13 protein-coding genes are annotated in these 15,499 nt (G+C 71.6%); 9 read left to right on the plus strand and 4 right to left on the minus strand.

The window, feature by feature from the left end; genetic code table 11:
* The first annotated feature begins 97 nt into the window (after nt 1-97).
* Nucleotides 98-1,339: a TonB family protein gene (locus ACTIE5_RS00495; protein ID WP_439547728.1), complete on the plus strand. Its 1,242-nt coding sequence runs from the start codon at nt 98-100 to the stop codon at nt 1,337-1,339.
* A 92-nt stretch (nt 1,340-1,431) separates the two neighbouring features.
* Nucleotides 1,432-3,930, plus strand: a complete 2,499-nt coding sequence (locus tag ACTIE5_RS00500) for an ATP-binding protein (protein ID WP_439547729.1) — start codon at nt 1,432-1,434, stop codon at nt 3,928-3,930.
* Here ACTIE5_RS00500 and ACTIE5_RS00505 read toward each other — a convergent pair whose 3' ends face one another.
* The 3 genes from ACTIE5_RS00505 to ACTIE5_RS00515 all read right to left on the minus strand — a co-directional run bounded on the left by ACTIE5_RS00505 (nt 3,931) and on the right by ACTIE5_RS00515 (nt 7,880).
* Nucleotides 3,931-5,775, minus strand: a complete 1,845-nt coding sequence (locus ACTIE5_RS00505) for a bifunctional sugar phosphate isomerase/epimerase/4-hydroxyphenylpyruvate dioxygenase family protein (protein WP_439547730.1) — start codon at nt 5,773-5,775, stop codon at nt 3,931-3,933.
* 65 nt (nt 5,776-5,840) lie between these two features.
* A complete protein-coding gene (locus ACTIE5_RS00510; RefSeq protein ID WP_439547731.1) occupies nt 5,841-6,809 on the minus strand; it encodes a Bug family tripartite tricarboxylate transporter substrate binding protein in 969 nt (322 codons plus the stop codon).
* A gap of 87 nt (nt 6,810-6,896) precedes the next feature.
* Nucleotides 6,897-7,880 (minus strand): Bug family tripartite tricarboxylate transporter substrate binding protein, encoded by a 984-nt coding sequence (locus ACTIE5_RS00515; RefSeq protein ID WP_439547732.1) that lies wholly within the window; start codon nt 7,878-7,880, stop codon nt 6,897-6,899.
* A 134-nt stretch (nt 7,881-8,014) separates the two neighbouring features.
* On the opposite strand from ACTIE5_RS00515, the gene ACTIE5_RS00520 reads away from it, so the two are divergent.
* The 3 genes from ACTIE5_RS00520 to ACTIE5_RS00530 all read left to right on the plus strand — a co-directional run bounded on the left by ACTIE5_RS00520 (nt 8,015) and on the right by ACTIE5_RS00530 (nt 9,296).
* The gene (locus ACTIE5_RS00520) at nt 8,015-8,911 is read left to right on the plus strand and encodes a shikimate dehydrogenase (RefSeq protein ID WP_439547733.1); all 897 of its coding nucleotides are present in this window, start codon (nt 8,015-8,017) and stop codon (nt 8,909-8,911) included.
* A 75-nt stretch (nt 8,912-8,986) separates the two neighbouring features.
* Entirely contained in the window at nt 8,987-9,127 is a 141-nt protein-coding gene (locus tag ACTIE5_RS00525; protein WP_439547734.1) for a hypothetical protein, read from the plus strand.
* A 4-nt stretch (nt 9,128-9,131) separates the two neighbouring features.
* Nucleotides 9,132-9,296: a DUF3309 family protein gene (locus ACTIE5_RS00530; protein ID WP_439547735.1), complete on the plus strand. Its 165-nt coding sequence runs from the start codon at nt 9,132-9,134 to the stop codon at nt 9,294-9,296.
* Here ACTIE5_RS00530 and ACTIE5_RS00535 read toward each other — a convergent pair whose 3' ends face one another.
* A complete protein-coding gene (locus ACTIE5_RS00535; RefSeq protein ID WP_439547736.1) occupies nt 9,297-9,944 on the minus strand; it encodes a TetR/AcrR family transcriptional regulator in 648 nt (215 codons plus the stop codon).
* A gap of 98 nt (nt 9,945-10,042) precedes the next feature.
* Here ACTIE5_RS00535 and ACTIE5_RS00540 point away from each other — a divergent pair, with 98 nt between their 5' ends.
* The 4 genes from ACTIE5_RS00540 to ACTIE5_RS00555 all read left to right on the plus strand — a co-directional run bounded on the left by ACTIE5_RS00540 (nt 10,043) and on the right by ACTIE5_RS00555 (nt 15,480).
* The gene (locus ACTIE5_RS00540) at nt 10,043-12,391 is read left to right on the plus strand and encodes a xanthine dehydrogenase family protein molybdopterin-binding subunit (protein ID WP_439547737.1); all 2,349 of its coding nucleotides are present in this window, start codon (nt 10,043-10,045) and stop codon (nt 12,389-12,391) included.
* 160 nt (nt 12,392-12,551) lie between these two features.
* Nucleotides 12,552-12,803 carry an acyl carrier protein gene (locus ACTIE5_RS00545; protein WP_439547738.1) on the plus strand — a complete coding sequence of 84 codons (252 nt, stop codon included), beginning with the start codon at nt 12,552-12,554 and terminating at the stop codon, nt 12,801-12,803.
* A 26-nt stretch (nt 12,804-12,829) separates the two neighbouring features.
* Nucleotides 12,830-13,765 carry an amino acid--[acyl-carrier-protein] ligase gene (locus tag ACTIE5_RS00550; protein WP_439547739.1) on the plus strand — a complete coding sequence of 312 codons (936 nt, stop codon included), beginning with the start codon at nt 12,830-12,832 and terminating at the stop codon, nt 13,763-13,765.
* A 23-nt stretch (nt 13,766-13,788) separates the two neighbouring features.
* Complete coding sequence (locus ACTIE5_RS00555; protein ID WP_439547740.1) at nt 13,789-15,480, plus strand: serine aminopeptidase domain-containing protein; 1,692 nt, start codon at nt 13,789-13,791, stop codon at nt 15,478-15,480.
* The last annotated feature ends 19 nt before the right edge of the window (nt 15,481-15,499 follow it).

Raw genomic sequence — 15,499 nt, forward strand, 5'->3', positions numbered from 1 at the left:
GGTTGTAACCCCCTGGTGCTAACCGGCAGGGGCGACATTTCGTCACGGCCGGTTTCCTCCCCATCGCGGCCGGGATCGTCTATCCCGGTCGCGCCCCGTGTCAGAGAACCCCCGCCCTTCCTCCCCCTTGCCCCGCTTCGGCGCATCGCGCCCGGGCCCGGCGCGGCGCGACCCGCTGCCGCTGGCGGGGGATGCGCCTCCGCCGGCGGAGGTGCGCCCCGCCGCCGGGCGCCGGTCGCGGCGGGTGCTCGGCTGGCTGCTGGGGTCGCTCCTGGCCCATGCGCTGGTGATGGCGCTGCTGCTGTGGGACGGCCAGCGGGAACGCCGGGACAGCAGCGCCGCCGATTCCGCCATCGAGATCGTCTTGGAGGGCAGCAACCCCGACCGGCCGACCGAGGAGCCGCCACCAGGCATCGAGGCACCGCCCGCCCCCGAGATGGCGGCAGCCGTGCCCGCGCCACCGCAGGCCAGCGCCCCGCCGGCGCCGCAGCCGGCGCCGCAACCCGTGCCGCCGCCCGCCTTGCCGCCGCCGCCGGTCCCGGCGCCGCCCTTCCCGGAAGCGCGGGTGGTGGCCCCGCCCGTACCGCGTCCCCCCGCCCCGCCGCCGGTCGCACCGCCGTCCACACCGCCCTTGGCCATGCCACCCCCGCCGCCGGCACCGCCGGGCGTGATCGCCATGCTGCCCCCCCCACCGGCGCCCCCACCGGCGCCACCGCCGGTACCCGATGCTCCGCCGGCGGAGGTCGCGGAGCCGCCCCCTCTGCCGACCGAGGCGGAGATCCTGCCGCCGGCCCAGCCGCTTCGCCTCCGCCCCCGCTTCGACGCACCCCCCGGCCCGGCGCCGCGGCCCGAACCGCCGCGACAGCAGGCGGGCCCGGCCCTGCCGCCCGGCAGCGTCTTCGTCCCGGGCGGCGTGCAACTCGGCGCGCCCGCACGCAGCGCCCCGCCGGGGCGGCGCCAGGCGCAGGGGCTCGACCTCTCGGTCGATCCGCGCCTGGCGGAGGGTGCCGCCAGCACCGACCCCAGCGTGCGGGTCCTGGGTGCGCAGGTGGATGCGGGGTGGAGCGCGGCCTTCCGCGACTGGATGAACCGGAACCTGCGCTACCCCATGCGGGCGCTGGAACTGGGGGAATCCGGGACGGTGCGGGTGCAGGTGATCGTGGAGCCCAACGGCCAGGTGCGGAGCGTGCGGCTGACCGGCCCCTCGACCTCGCCTTCCCTGAATTTCGGCACCACCTTCCCCTTCAGCGGCGCGACCCTGCCGGCCTTCCCGCCGCCGGTGGACCCGAACGGCGTCACCATCGACCTGACGGTCAATTACGTGCTCATCCGGCGCTGATCATCCCAAGAAAGATCATTTGGTCGAAGCCTCGCTTCCAATTGCTGGACTGGTTAAGACGCGTTCAATCAATTTTCTGTGATCAGTGCGCGGTGCTCTCCAGCTTCTCGAAGTGGCGGTATTTCCGCCCCGTGGTGATCGTCGGTGCTGTCGCCCTTGTGGTGGGCGGCGCCGGATCGGCGTGGCTGCTCGGCGAAGGCTTCGTCCGGCTGCAGGAAGACCTGAAGACCGGTGCCGGCTTCGAACGCGCGGAATCCACGGCGCGCGTGGCGGAGCAACTGCTGCTCCGCAACCTCGACGACATGGTGACGCTGCGATTGCTGGCCCAGCAATGGGTGTTGCTGGACGACGTCGCCGATGCGGTCCTGCGCCGGCAGATGGAGACGACGCTCCGGCATCTCGTGCGGGATCGCGGGGAGCGCCGGACGCCCTTTCGCAGCGTGGTGATCCTCGGGCCGGACGGGCACATGCGCTGGTCCTCCATCCCCGATTCCATGCAGTTCCAGGCCAGCGACCGCGACTACTTCATCGCGCTGCGGGATGGCTTCCGAGGCACCTTCCTGACCGCACCGATCGTCGGGCGGGGCACCGGCGGCACCATCATCCTGGCCGCGCAGCGCTTGCATGATGCGGCGGGTGATTTCGGCGGCGTCGTGCTGGTCGGCCTGAGGCCGGAAGAACTCCGCCGCGCCCTGGCGCCGCTGGCGGAGCGGGAAGGCGATGTGGTCGCCGTGATCCGCCGGCAGGGCGATGCGCTGATCCGGGCGCATGTCGGTCCGCAGGCCGGCGGGGTGCCAATCGCTGGCCCGGTTCCTGCTGGCGGCGATCCCTGGACCACGGAACTCGACGAAAACGGGGAATACACGGCACGCGGCCGCAACCCCTTCACACAGGCGGAGACGTTGCGCGCTGGCCGCCTCGTGGCGGATACCAACCTGGCCGTCTTCGTCGCGGTCGATACGCAGTCGGAGTTGCGCGGAATTCCGGCTCTGCGGAATTCGATCCGGATGTCGGTGCTGGGCGGGCTGCTGGCTGGTTTGCTGGCGGTGGCGGGGGGCGTCGCCATCTCCCGCGCCCGACGGCTCAAGGTCGAGGCGAGTGCACTGCGCAAGGGGCGCGGGCAGGTGGAGCGGCTGCATGGCGGGCTGCCCGTGGTCCTGTTCCTGCGGGAATCACTCGGTCCGCGCGGCCCATCGCGCCTGCTGTACCGCGGCGGCGCCATCGACCTGGTGACGGGCTGGCCGGATGGCCGCCTGGCCGGGATGGCCGATTGGACACCCTACATGGCCGAGGGGACGCCCTGGATCGACGACAGCATCGCGGATGCGCTGGCCCATGGCTCCACGGAGTATGACTGGCAGCTCCGCCAGCCCGATGGATCCTATCGCCGCATGTCCACCGTGCTGGTCCGCGTCTCCGTCCATCCGAACGGGGGCGGGGAGGTGGTGGGCTATACCCGCGACGTTTCCGCGCAATACGAGGCCTCGCGCCGTGCCGAGCAGGCGCGGGTCGAACTCGACCAGACCCTGGCCGCCGCGCCGGTCGTGGTCTTCAGGGGCAGCGCCCAGCCGGATGGCACCTTCCGCAAGACCTTCGTCAGCACCGGCATGGAACGCCTGACGGGCTGGCCGATGGCAACCATCAACCAGCCGGGCGGCCTGCGCTCCATCCTCGACAATCCGGAACGCCTGGCCGCCGACATGGCCGCCCTGATGGCGGAGGGCGAGGTCAGCGGCGACTATACGATGCGCTGCCGCGACGGGCGCCTCATCACCGTGGCGGTGACGATGGCGGTGATGCATCGCGGCACGGATGGCCGGACGGAGGTGGTGGGCTACATCGCCGATGTGACGGCGGAGCGGGAGGCCAAGGCCCGCGCCATCACCAGCGCGCGCCTGGCGTCGCTGGGGGAGATGTCGGCGGGCCTGGCGCATGAACTGAAGCAGCCGCTGCAGGCCATCACCCTGGCCGCGACCAACACGCAATCGGCGGTGGAGCGCGGCGATACCGCGGCAGCCAGCCAGCGGCTGCAGCGCATCATCGGCTATGCCAAGCGCGCGGCGGAGGTGATCGAACATCTCCGCCGCTTCGCGCGCGGGCCGGAGATCGGCGGCGAGCCCCAGCCGGTGCCGGTGAAGGCCGCGATCGAGGGCGCGCAGTCCCTCGTCGCCAGCAGCCTGCGCGATGCGATGGTGGAACTCGTCGTCACGCTCGGGGACCCGCCGCCCGTGGTGCTGGGGCACCTGGTTGCGCTGGAACAGGTGCTGGCCAACCTCATCATGAATGCGCGGGATGCGGTGGTGCAGACCGCCGCCGAGGGGCCGCGGCGGATCGATGTGAGCGCCGTGGCGGATGCGGCCGCCGGCCTGGTCAGCATCACCATCGCCGATACCGGCGGCGGGCTGCCCGATGCGGTGCTGGCGCGGCTGTTCCAGCCCTTCGTGAGCACCAAGGGAGCGGATCTCGGCACCGGGCTCGGCCTGTCCATCTGCCACGGCCTGGTCACGGGCATGGGCGGCACGATCAGCGCGGCGAATGAGGGGCCGGGTGCGGTGTTCCGGATCACCCTGCCGGCGGCAACAGCGGCGTAATCAGCCCCTGCCGCGCTGCTGGGCCGCCATGCGCACCGCGGCGTTCACCGCGCCGAAGCCGGCATAGCCGCCCTCCCGCTCCGTGATCTCCAGGAAGAAGCGGTCATGGAAGGGCGCGGTATAGGCGTGCAGGAACACGCCGCCGCTGCCGTCCTGGTCGAACAACAGGTGGCGTTCGCGAAGCCCAGCCAGCGCCGCATCCCCGAGCCCCACGCGCGCGGCCAAATCCTCGTAGTAGTTCTCGGGAATGTCGAGCAGTGGCGCGGCACGGGTCGAAGCGGCATCGACCACCGAAGCCGCGTCCCTCGTCGAGAAGGCGATGTGGTGCACGCCGGCGCCGGCCAGCGCGGAGACGAAGCGCCCCGTGCCCGTGCGCGTGCTTTCGGAGACGTTGAGCGGCAGGCGCACGGACCCGTCTCCGCCCGTGAAGGCGCGGGACCGCACCAGGCCGTAGGGGTCCGGCAATTCCCAGGGCGCGTCGGCGGCCAGGCCGAAAACGGCGCGGTAGAACAGCACGAAGCTGTCGAGCATCCCCGGGGCGAGGGCCTGCGCGACATGGTCGATGCCGGTCAGGTCGCCCTTGTCCTCACCCGCATCGGGCAACAAATGAAAGTCGTCCTCCCAGATCGGCGTCGGGCTCGGGGATTGCACGAGGTAGATGAGGGTGCCGTCCGGCGCGCGCACGGCGGGGATGCGGCGCTCGCCCTCGCCAACCCGCTCGCGGAAGGTTGGGCAGCGCAGCGCCTCGGCGCGGGCCACGACGCGGGCGGGATCATCGACGCGGAAGGCCATGGCGCAGACGGTGGCGCCGAGCTGGGCGAAGCGCTCCGCCGCCGCGCTGTCCGGTTCCGCGTTCAACACGATGTTGGCGCCGCCATTGCGCCACAGCTCCACGGCCTTCGAACGGTGCGTGCCCGCGCGCCGGAAGCCGAGCGCCGCGATGAAGGCGGCTAGTTCGGCGCGCGCCGTCTCATCCACCGCGAATTCCACGAACTCGATGCCGGCCAGCTTCGGCACCGCCGGCAGCGCCGCGACCTTCGCCTGTTCGCCGAGCCAGACCAGGCTGCGCAGCCCGTCGCGGGCGATGCGGCGGGAGGGGGCGGCGCGGAATTCGTCGTTGAAGATCTCCAGCGAGACCGGGCCAGCATAGCCCGCATCGAGCGTGGCGCGCAGGAAGCCGGCGACATCCAGCTCCCCCTGGCCCGGGAAGGTGCGGTGGTGGCGGGACCAGGAAAGCGGGTCCATCGTCAGCCGCGGCGCGTCCGCGAGTTGCAGGAAGAACAGTTTTTCGGGTGGCACCGCCTGCGACAGCCCGGCCAGGTCATCGCCGAGGCAAAGCGTGTGGAAGCTGTCCAGGATGAGGCCGAGCGCGGGGTGGTCGGCCTGCTGCACGATGCTCCAGGCCTGGCGCCAGCGGTTGGTGTGGCGGCCCCAGGCCAGGGCCTCGAACCCCACGCGCAGGCCGCGCCTGGCGGCGCGTTCCGCCATCTCCCGCAAATCGGCGGCGGCGCGGGCGGGGTCGTCGATCGCGGCGGCCTGGGTGTTGGAGCAGACGAGGACGAGGTCCGTCCCCAGCGCCTGCATCGTGTCGAATTTTCGCTCCGCGCGGTCCATGTTCCGGGCGCGCGCGGGCTCGGGCATCGCCTCGAAGTCGCGGAAGGGCTGGAAGATGGTGATGGCGAGGCCGAGGTCGGCGGCCATGCGCCCGGCCTCCGCCGGTGATCCATCGAAGGCGAGGAGATCCTGTTCGAAGATCTCCACCCCCTCGAACCCCGCGGCGGCGGCCGATTCCAGCTTGTCCGGGAGGGTGCCCGAAAGACAGACCGTGGCGATCGACCGCTGCATGCTGGATTCGTCCCTGGAAGGCACCGGGACACGCATAGCGCATCCCGGTGCCGGGTGGGCTGCCCTTACTGAAGGGTGATGTTGCGGCTGCGGATGATGCCGCGCCACTTCGCGTTCTCCGCCGCGAAATAGGCGGGCCATTCGGCGGGGGTGCCGACGACGGGGACGACGGCCAGCGCGGCCAGGCGTTCCCGCGTCTCCGGCGCTTCCAGCGCGGCCTTGGCCAGGGCGTTGGCGCGGTTGACGATCGCCTCCGGCAGGCCCGCCGGGGCCTGCAGCGCGATGTGCTCGTACACCTCGTACTCGGCGAAACCCTGTTCGCGGAAGGTCGGGATGTTCGGCGCCACCGGGCTGCGGTCGCGGGTCGAGATCGCCAGCGCCTTGAGTTCGCCCGCCTGGATCAGCGGCAGCACGCCGGAGGCCGCCTGCACGATCATCGGCGTCTCATTCGCCAGCACGCCCTGCACCGCCGGCGCGCCGCCGCGGTAGCCGACATCGGTGAGCTGGAGGCCGGCAGATTGCAGGAACAGTTCCGTCGCCAGATGGGTGGAGGAGCCGACGCCGGAATTGGCATAGGTGACGTTGGCGCCCGGGCGCTTCGCGGCCGCGACGAATTCGGCCAGCGTGTTGGCCGGGAAATTCTTGTTGACGCAGAGGATCATCGGCATGGCGGCCATCAGGCCGATGCCGACGAAGTCACGTTCGTTGTTGTAGGGCAGCTGCATCATGTGCGGCGCCATGGCGTAGGTGCTGACGGTGGAGACCAGCAGCGTGTAGCCATCCGGCCGCGCGCGGGCGACGGAGTTGAAGCCGATGGTGCCATTGGCGCCCGTGCGGTTGTCCACCACGAAGCTGCGGCCCGAATCGCTGGACAGCCGCGCGGCGAGGATGCGGGCGACCGCGTCCGTCGAACCGCCGGCGGCCCAGGGCACCACCATCGTGACGGGGCGGCTCGGCCAGGCATCCTGCGCGGCGGCGCCGCGGGCGATGAAGGGCACGGCGGCAAGGCCACCGAGCAGGCGACGGGTGATCATGGCGGTGTCTCTTCCCCTTTGGTTCGTCTGGGGCCGGCCCCGGGATGGGGGCCGGCCGGGCAGGCACGTTTTACCGATGTTACGGGATCATTCCAGGGTGATGCCGCGGCTGCGGATCACCTCGCCCCATTTGGCGCTTTCGGCCGCCAGATATTCCGGGAACTGCTCCGGCGTGCCGTCCATCGGCACGATCGCCACCTGGCGCAGGCGGTCGATCACGTCCTGCGTGCGCAGCACGGTCGACTTGGCGGCGGCCAGGCGCGCGATGATGGCGGGTGGCGTGCCGGCGGGGGCGAGGAGGGACCAGTTGGTCGTGGCCTCGAACCCCGGGAAGCCGGATTCGGCGATGGTGGGCACGGTCGGCGCCAGGGAATTGCGTTCCAGGCTGCTGATGCCGATGGCGACGATCTGGCCGGCCGCCATCAGCGGCAGGGCCGTGACGCCATCCACGAAGGCGACCTGCACCTCATTCGTCACCAGCGCCTGCACCGCCGGCGCGCCGCCGCGATAGGTGACGTTCAGGATGTCGATCCCGGCGGCGCGCAGGAACAACTCCGTCGCCAGATGGGCGGAGGAACCGGCGCCGGAGGAGCCGTAGGAGAGCCTGCCCGGCTCCGCCTTCGCGCGCGCCACCAGGCCCGCGATGTCCGTCACGCCAAGCGCCCGGCTGACGCAGAGGAAGATGGGGGAGATCGCGACGCGCCCGATGCCCGCGAAGGCGCGTTCATCATCATAGCCGCGCTGCGGGAACAGATGGCGGGACATGGCGTAGGTGGAATTCACGCCGAGCAGCAGCGTCGTGCCATCCGGCCGCGCGCGGGCGACGGAGGCATGGCCGATCGTGCCCGACGCGCCCGGGCGGTTATCCACCACCACATTGCCCGGCAGTTCCCGCGACAGCCCCTGCGCCAGCAGGCGCGCGGTGAAGTCGGAAGACCCGCCAGGCGCCCAGGAGACGACGAGGGTGACGGGGCGCGTGCCGGGCCAGGCATCCTGCGCGAAAACGGGGCGCGCGGCGGCGATCAGCCCAAGCGAAGCGGCGCCGAAGCCGCGGCGGGTGAGGTTGGTCATTCCTGGTCTCCGTTCCTCCGGCCCGGGGCTTCGCGCAGGGCGCGGCCATCGGTTCCGTTGACGTGTATGTACTGGTTAGTCCATAAAAACTGCAAGCCCTTTCTGAAGGGGCCGCGATACGCGAGGATGCGTCCATGCCCGACAGCCTGCCGACCGCTTCCGTCCTCGCGCCCCTCAAGGAAAAGGGCCTGGTGCTCGGCCTGATCGGCGCGGGCATCCAGGCCAGCCGCACGCCGGCGCTGCACATGGCGGAGGCCGCGGCCCAGGGCTTCCCCTGCGTCTACCGGATCATCGACCTCGATCGCATTCCGGGGGGCGCCGCGACGCTGCCGGAATTGCTGGTGGCGGCGGAGAGGATGGGCTTCGCGGGGCTCAACATCACCTTCCCCTGCAAGCAGCAGGTGATTCCCCTGCTGGATGAGCTGTCGCCGGAGGCAGCGGCGCTGGGCGCCGTCAACACGGTGGTGCTGCGGGATGGCAGGCGCATCGGCCACAACACGGATTGCAGCGGCTTCGGGGAGAGTTTCCGCCGCGGCCTGCCCGGCGTGGCGCGCGGGCGCGTGGTGCAGCTGGGCGCGGGCGGCGCCGGTTCCGCCGTGGCGCAGGCGCTGCTGGATGCGGGCGTGCAGCGCCTGGCGGTGCATGACGTGGATGCGGGCCGCGCGGGTGAACTCGCCGCATCGCTCGCAGCCCGCTTCGGGGATGGCCGCGCCGTTCCGGTGGCCGATCTGGCGGAGGAGGTCGCGCAAGCCGATGGCCTGGTGAACTGCACGCCGGTCGGCATGGCGAAGCTGCCCGGCATGGCGCTGCCGCCGGCGATGCTGCATGGCGGGTTGTGGGTGGCGGAGATCGTCTATTTCCCGCTGGAGACGGCGCTGCTGGCAGCCGCGCGCGCCCTGGGCTGCCGCACGCTGGATGGCGGCGGCATGGCGGTGTTCCAGGCCGCGCACGCCTTCACGCATTTCTCCGGCCTGGTGCCGGATGCGGAGCGGATGCTGGCCGGCTTCAGGGCGGCGCTGCGGGGCGGCTGATTATTCCGCAACGATGGGAACCCGGCGCATCCCTGGGGTGTTCAGGTGCCGGACCCATCAACCGGAATACGCCGCATGACCCGCCAATCCGTCATCCTCGTCGTCGCGATGCTCGCCGCCATCGCGGGCGGCGTCGGCGTCTGGGCCTACAACCAGAACAACACCGTGCTGGACGTGAATGTCGGCGGCCAGCGCCTCAGCGTGCAGACGCGCTGATCCGATGAGCCTCGGCACCATCCTCCTCATTGCGCTGATCATCCTGCTGCTCGGCGGGTTAAGCGGGCGTTTCGGCGGCTATGGCTACGGCTTCGGCCATGGCGGCGTCGGCGTGCTCGGCACCGTCCTCATCGTCATCATCGTGCTGATGGTGCTCGGGCGCATCTGATCAAGGCGCGAGGTACCGCAGCACGGCCGTCACCATCATCTCCCGCTGCCGCGCCGCGGTGGCGGGCTCCATCGTGTCCCGCCCGAAGATGGCGCCCAGCGTGTGGCGGTTGGAGATGCGGTAGAAACAGAAGCTGCTGACCAGCATGTGCAGGTCCACAGGGTCCACGCCCGGGCGGAAATCGCCGCTCGCCTCGCCGCGCTTCAGCAGCGCGGTCATCCGCCCGATCACCGTCGCGTTGCGCGTGCGGATCTCGGGGGATTGCTTCACATTGCTGGCCTCGTGGATGTTCTCCACGCTGATGAGGCGCACGAATTCGGGATGCGCGGCGTGGTGGTCGAAGGTCACTTCGACCAGGCGGCGCATCGCCTCGGCGGGCGGCAGGCTGTCCAGCGCCAGCGCGGCCTCGGCATCGCGCATGCCGCCATACAACTCCTCCAGCACCGCGGCGTAGAGCTGCTCCTTCCCCCCGAAGTAATAGTAGATCATGCGCTTGGAGGTCGCAGTCCGCGCCGCGATATCGTCCACGCGGCCGCCGGCGTAGCCCTTGGCCGCGAATTCCGCGCGCGCCGCGTCCAGGATGGCGCGCCTGGTCGCTTCCGGCGCGCGGGTGCGGCGGGGCGGCTGGGGTGCGGTGGACGTTTCCATGGTCTGGACTCTACGGTGCGTCCATCCTGGCGCAAGCACCCGCATGGACGCGGCGGACGACCGGCGGTAGGCCTTGGGAAAGAACGCAGGACCGTCCCATGCAGCAGCCCGCCCCGAACCCGAATGGCATCGGCCAGCCCATCCGCCGGTTCGAGGATGCGCGCCTGCTGCGCGGCCAGGGCCGCTACACCGACGATCTGCGCGCACCGGATGCCGCCCATGCGGTCTTCCTGCGGTCCCCCCACGCCCATGCCCGGATCACCGCCATCGACGTCACACCGGCGCTTTCCCTGCCTGGCGTGATCGCCGTGCTGACGGGGCAGGATGCGGTGGCGGATGGTATCGGCACGCTGCCCTGCGCCGTGCCGCGCCAGCGCCCCGATGGCAGCCCCATGCCCCGCCCGCCTTACCGCCCGCTGGCCGTGGGCGCCGCCAAGCATGTCGGCGACCCCATCGCCCTCATCGTCGCGGAGACGAAGCAGCAGGCGCGGGACGCGGCGGAAGCGGTGCTGGTGGAGTGGGAGGTGCTGCCCGCCGTCACCAGCGCCACCGTGGCGCTGGCGGAAGGCGCGGCCCCGGTCTGGCCGGACCTGGCGCCGGACAACATCTGCTTCGGCTTCGCCCAGGGCGATGCCGCGGCGGTCGGCGCCGCCTTCGCGCGGGCCGCGCATCGCGTCACGCTGGATTTCCGCATCAGCCGCGTCTCTGCCAACCCCATGGAACCGCGCGCCGCCATCGCGGAATGGGACGAGGCGGAAGGGCGCTGGACGCTCCGCAACGGCACCCAGGGCCCGCACAATTTGCGCGACACGCTGGCCCCCGTGCTGGGCGCCGGCTCCTCCGCCCTGCGGGTCGTGGCCCCCGACATGGGCGGCGCCTTCGGCCTGCGCAGCCACCCCACGCAGGAACAGGCCGCTTTGCTGTGGGCGGCGAAGCGGTTGAACCGTCCGCTGCGCTGGGTGGCCGATCGCAGCGAGGCGCTGCAATCCGATGCCCATGCGCGGGACAATGACAGCACCGTCGAACTCGCGCTGGATGCCGAGGGCAATTTCCTCGCGCTCCGCATCCGCACCGTCGCCAATCTCGGCGCCTATCTCGCGCTGCTGACGCCGCATTCCTCCACCAACAACCTCGGCGGCCTGGCCGGTGTCTACCGCACGCCGGCGATCCATGCGGAGGTGCTGGGCGCCTTCACCAACACCCAGCCGACGGCCCCCTATCGCGGCGCCGGCCGACCGGAGGCGACCTATGCGATCGAGCGTGTGATCGACATGGCGGCGCTCCATCTGGGCATGGACCGTGCCGCGCTGCGCTGGAAGAACCTGATCCAGCCGACCGAATTGCCGTTCCGCACGGGTCTGGTCTTCACCTATGACAGCGGCGACTTCCCCCGCGGCATGGCGATGGCGCTCGAAGCCGCCGATGTCGCCGGCTTCCCCGCCCGCCGCGCGGAAGCGGCTTCGCGCGGGATGAAACTCGGCCTCGGCATCGCCAATGCCATCGAGATCAGCGCCGGTCCCGCGAAGACGCCGGGTGAGGAAGGGGTGGAGATCCGCTTCGGCTCCGACGGGCATTGCACGCTGCTGCTGGGCGGGCACAGCCACGGCCAGGGGCATGAGACGGCCTTCCGCCAGATGGCGGCGACGATGCTGGGGCTCGATCCGCTGAAGGTCCGCGTGGCCTATGGCGACACGGATGCCCTGCCGCATGGCCGCGGCACCTTCGGCAGCCGGTCCATCATCGCGGGCGGCACGGCGATGACGGTGGCGTCCCGGCGCATCATCGATCGCGGCCGCCACATCGCCGGCCTCATGCTGGAAGCCGCCGGCGCCGACATCGATTTCGCCGATGGCCGCTTCACCGTGGCCGGCACGGACCGCGCCGTGACCATCGAACAGGTGGCGCGCGCTGCGCATGTGCCGGGCGGGCTTCCGCAGGGTGAGGAGAAGGGCTTCCACGCCACCGCCATCGTCGCCCCGCAGGACGCGACCTTCCCCAACGGATGCCATCTGTGCGAGGCGGAGGTGGACCCGGAGACCGGCGCCGTCGCCATCACGCGCTACACGGTGGTGGATGATGTCGGCACCGTCGTGAATCCGCTGCTGCTGAAGGGCCAGATCCAGGGTGGCGTCGCGCAGGGCCTCGGCCAGGCGCTGATGGAGGAGGCGGTCTTCGACGCGGAGACGGGGCAGCTTCTTGCCGCGTCCTTCATGGACTATGCGATGCCGCGCGCGGTGGACATGCCCTTCGTCGCCGTGCAGTCCAACCCGCAGCCCACGCCGATGAACCCCCTCGGCGCCAAGGGCGCCGGTGAGGCCGGGACGGTCGGCGCGCTGCCCGCCATCATCTCCGCCATCTGCGATGCGATCGGTGTGGCGCATATCGACATGCCAGCGACGCCGGAACGAGTATGGAAGGCGATGCAATCCACGCTGCCTTCCGTGTGATGGAGCCTTTGCGCTGTCTTGCAAATTCGCAATGCGCATCGAGTTCCGCTGACCGCGCAATAAATGCCCACTGTTGCAGCCACGACTTGATGCGGAGTTGAATTGTGGCCGCGCGACGCATCGCCGAATCTCGCATCTTCCCAGATGGATGAGGGCGGCAATGGAACAGGTGGTACGGCAGATTCTGGATGGGCGCGGCGACCTCTCGGTACCCGTCGCGCAACTGGCGCTGACGGCGGATCTCTTCGATGCCGGCCTTTCCTCCTTCGGCGCGGTCGAGGTGATGGTGGGGCTGGAGGAACATTTCGGTTCAAGTTTCCCTGATCGGTTGCTGAAGAGGGAAACCTTTTCCACCGTTGCGGCGCTGATCGGTGCGGCGGAGGAACTGCAACGGCATTCCCTCGCTGCCTGAATAACGGGCCCCCGAGAGGAAGCATCATGGACACCGCCATCCTGGCCAGGGCTGCGACGCCAGCCGATCTTTTCCGTGAAGAGCTGGTCCGCCACGGCCATCTCCTGCCGACCGGCGTCGATGGCCTCTATGGGCGCGGGGAAGCCTTCGAAAGCGTCGTCGCCGCTGTGGACACCATGGTCGGCCGCCTTGCCGGCGACGACCGGGTGGAGGTGCTGCGCTTCCCCCCCGCCATGTCCCGTGCGGGGTTCGAGGCCAGCGGCTATTTCCGCAACTTTCCCCAGCTGACGGCAGGGGTTTCCTGTTTCTGCGGCGACGATACCGCGCATCGCCGCGCGCTGGCCTGCACGCCGGAACAGGGCGGCTGGGCCAGCCACATGCAGCCCGCCGACGTCATGCTGACGCCGGCTTCCTGCTACCCCGTCTATCCCATCGTCGCCGCGCGCGGCCGCCTGCCGGCGGACGGTTGGCTGGTGGACAGTTCCTCCTACTGCTTCCGGCGCGAACCCTCCGTCGATCCCGTGCGGATGCAGATGTTCCGCCAGCGCGAACAGGTCTGCTTCGGCACGCCGGACCGCATCCGCGAATTCCAGTCGCGCTGGATGGACCGCGCCATGGCGATGTTCGCATCCCTGCACCTGCCCGCGGCCACCGATATCGCGAACGATCCCTTCTTCGGCCGCGCCGCGCCCCTGATGCGCGACGGCCAGCGCAGCCAGCGCCTGAAGTTCGAGATCCTGGTGCCGATCAGCGACCCCGATCGCCCCAACGCCTGCGGGTCCTTCAACTACCACGTCACCCATTTCGCGGAGGCCTACGGCATCCAGGGCGCGGATGGCGAACTCGCCCATACCGGCTGCGCCGGCTTCGGGCTGGAACGCATCGTGCTGGCGCTGCTGCGCCACCACGGCATGGACCCCACCCGCTGGCCCGGTCTTGTCCGCGCGGCGTTGTGGCCGTGAGGAGCCAGGCACCCCCTCGCGCGGTGCCGGTCACCGTCGCGGGCTGCCATGGCTGGTTCCATCCCGCCTCTGGTGAGCCAACCGACCGCGGCGTCATCCTGGTGGGGCCGGAGGGGCATGAGGCGCTGCTGGCCCATCGCGGGCTGCGCGACCTCGCGATGCAATGCGCCGCGCTCGGCCTGCCGACGCTGCGCATGGACCATCCCGGCGCTGGCGACAGTCCCGGCGATCGCTTCCGGCTGGAAGCGGCGCGGGGCGCGATCCTGGACGCGATGGACTGGATGCGCGCGGAGGCGGGGTGCCAGGCGGTGGCGCTGGCGGGCCTCCGCCTCGGCACCCTGCTGGCCGCCCAGGCGGCGGCGCGGCGGCCGGGGGAGGTCGCCTGCCTGCTGCTGCTGGCGCCCGTGGCGCAGGGCCGCACCCATCGCCGCCAGATGCTGCTGGCGGCTGACGTGGGCGGCGGGCGGGATGACCGCGCGGCGGGGATCGAGGTCGCGGGCCATGCCTGGCCGGCGGAGGAACTGGACGACCTGGCGAGTGGCGACCTTGGCGCCGCGCTCTGCCGCGCCGCCGTGCCGCGCGTGCTGGTGATGGACCGGGAGGCCGGCGCCGCGCGCCGCGTCGCCCCCGCCGTCGCCTTCGAGGAATTCGACGGCCTCGCCCGCTTCCTGGCCCCCGCGCATGAGGCGCGCCTGCCCGTGGAGGCCTTCGCCCGCGCCAGCGCCTGGCTCGCGGAAGGCGCCGGCCCCGCCACGGTGAACCCGACTGTCAGCGAAGCCGAGCCCCGCCCCATCGGCGGCGGCGCCACCGAACGCGTGCTGCGCTTCGGCCCCGGCGGCAGCCTGGCCGGCGTGCTGTGCAGCCCGTCGCCGGCCCTGGCGCGGCGCACCGCGGCGCTGCTGCTGAACAGCGGCGCCAATGGCCATGTGGGCGTCGGGCGCTTCGGCGTGCGCCTGGCGCGGCGCCTGGCGGCGGCGGGCATCCCGTCGCTCCGCATGGATTTGCCCGGGCTTGGCGACAGCGACACGGCGGAAGGCGTGGACCCCGCCGTGGCCCCCGATCCCTTCGCCGATGGCCTGCTGCCGGCGGCGCGGGCCGGGCGGGATGCGCTGGCGGCGGAGGGTGCCTCCCGCTGCCTGGCCATCGGGCTCTGTTCGGGCGCGCATGTGGCGCTGCGGCTGGCGCTGCTGGACCCGCGCATCGATGGCCTGGCGCTGTTCAACCTGCCGGCCTTCGACCGCAGCCAGGGCGGCGCCCCCGCGCTGGATGGCGGCCCCCCGCCCGGGGAGGCTCCCTGGCTGCGCCGCCCGCGCATGGCGTGGCGCCGGCTGAGGGCGGAGGCGGATCGCCGCCTCGCCGCCCTCGGGATCGAGACGGGGCTGGATGCGCCTTCCGCCTGGATGCGGCGGCTGGCGGCGCGGCGGGTGCACCTGCTGCTCGGCTACAGCCAGGGCGACCGCGGCCTGCGGGAATTGCGCGCGCATTTCGGCCGCCGCGGGCGCCGCCTGGCGGCCTTCCCGCTGGTGCGCTGCCGGGTGCTGGACGGCACGGAACACACCCTGGCGCCGCTTTCCATGCAGGCGGCGGCGGCAGGCCTGGTGGAGGAGATGGCGCTGCGGCTGGACAGCGCCGAGGCGCCCAGCGGCGTGAGCACCCCGCACCGCGACCGGCCCACGGAGGGCAGCCTGCCCGATTTGGCGCTGCCCGCGCGCTGACCGGCGAGACAGGAGAGAG

Source organism: Falsiroseomonas sp. (assembly GCF_051859025.1).
Lineage (GTDB): Bacteria > Pseudomonadota > Alphaproteobacteria > Acetobacterales > Acetobacteraceae > Falsiroseomonas.

What these genes read in the sequence shown, in the direction of transcription:
- ACTIE5_RS00550 (WP_439547739.1), top strand. Translation starts at nt 12,830, where the DNA reads ATGGACACCGCCATCCTGGCCAGGGCTGCGACGCCAGCCGATCTTTTC.
- ACTIE5_RS00545 (WP_439547738.1), top strand. Translation starts at nt 12,552, where the DNA reads ATGGAACAGGTGGTACGGCAGATTCTGGATGGGCGCGGCGACCTCTCG.
- ACTIE5_RS00540 (WP_439547737.1), top strand. Translation starts at nt 10,043, where the DNA reads ATGCAGCAGCCCGCCCCGAACCCGAATGGCATCGGCCAGCCCATCCGC.
- ACTIE5_RS00520 (WP_439547733.1), top strand. Translation starts at nt 8,015, where the DNA reads ATGCCCGACAGCCTGCCGACCGCTTCCGTCCTCGCGCCCCTCAAGGAA.
- ACTIE5_RS00535 (WP_439547736.1), bottom strand. Translation starts at nt 9,944, where the DNA reads ATGGAAACGTCCACCGCACCCCAGCCGCCCCGCCGCACCCGCGCGCCG.
- ACTIE5_RS00515 (WP_439547732.1), bottom strand. Translation starts at nt 7,880, where the DNA reads ATGACCAACCTCACCCGCCGCGGCTTCGGCGCCGCTTCGCTTGGGCTG.
- ACTIE5_RS00525 (WP_439547734.1), top strand. Translation starts at nt 8,987, where the DNA reads ATGACCCGCCAATCCGTCATCCTCGTCGTCGCGATGCTCGCCGCCATC.
- ACTIE5_RS00505 (WP_439547730.1), bottom strand. Translation starts at nt 5,775, where the DNA reads ATGCAGCGGTCGATCGCCACGGTCTGTCTTTCGGGCACCCTCCCGGAC.
- ACTIE5_RS00530 (WP_439547735.1), top strand. Translation starts at nt 9,132, where the DNA reads ATGAGCCTCGGCACCATCCTCCTCATTGCGCTGATCATCCTGCTGCTC.
- ACTIE5_RS00510 (WP_439547731.1), bottom strand. Translation starts at nt 6,809, where the DNA reads ATGATCACCCGTCGCCTGCTCGGTGGCCTTGCCGCCGTGCCCTTCATC.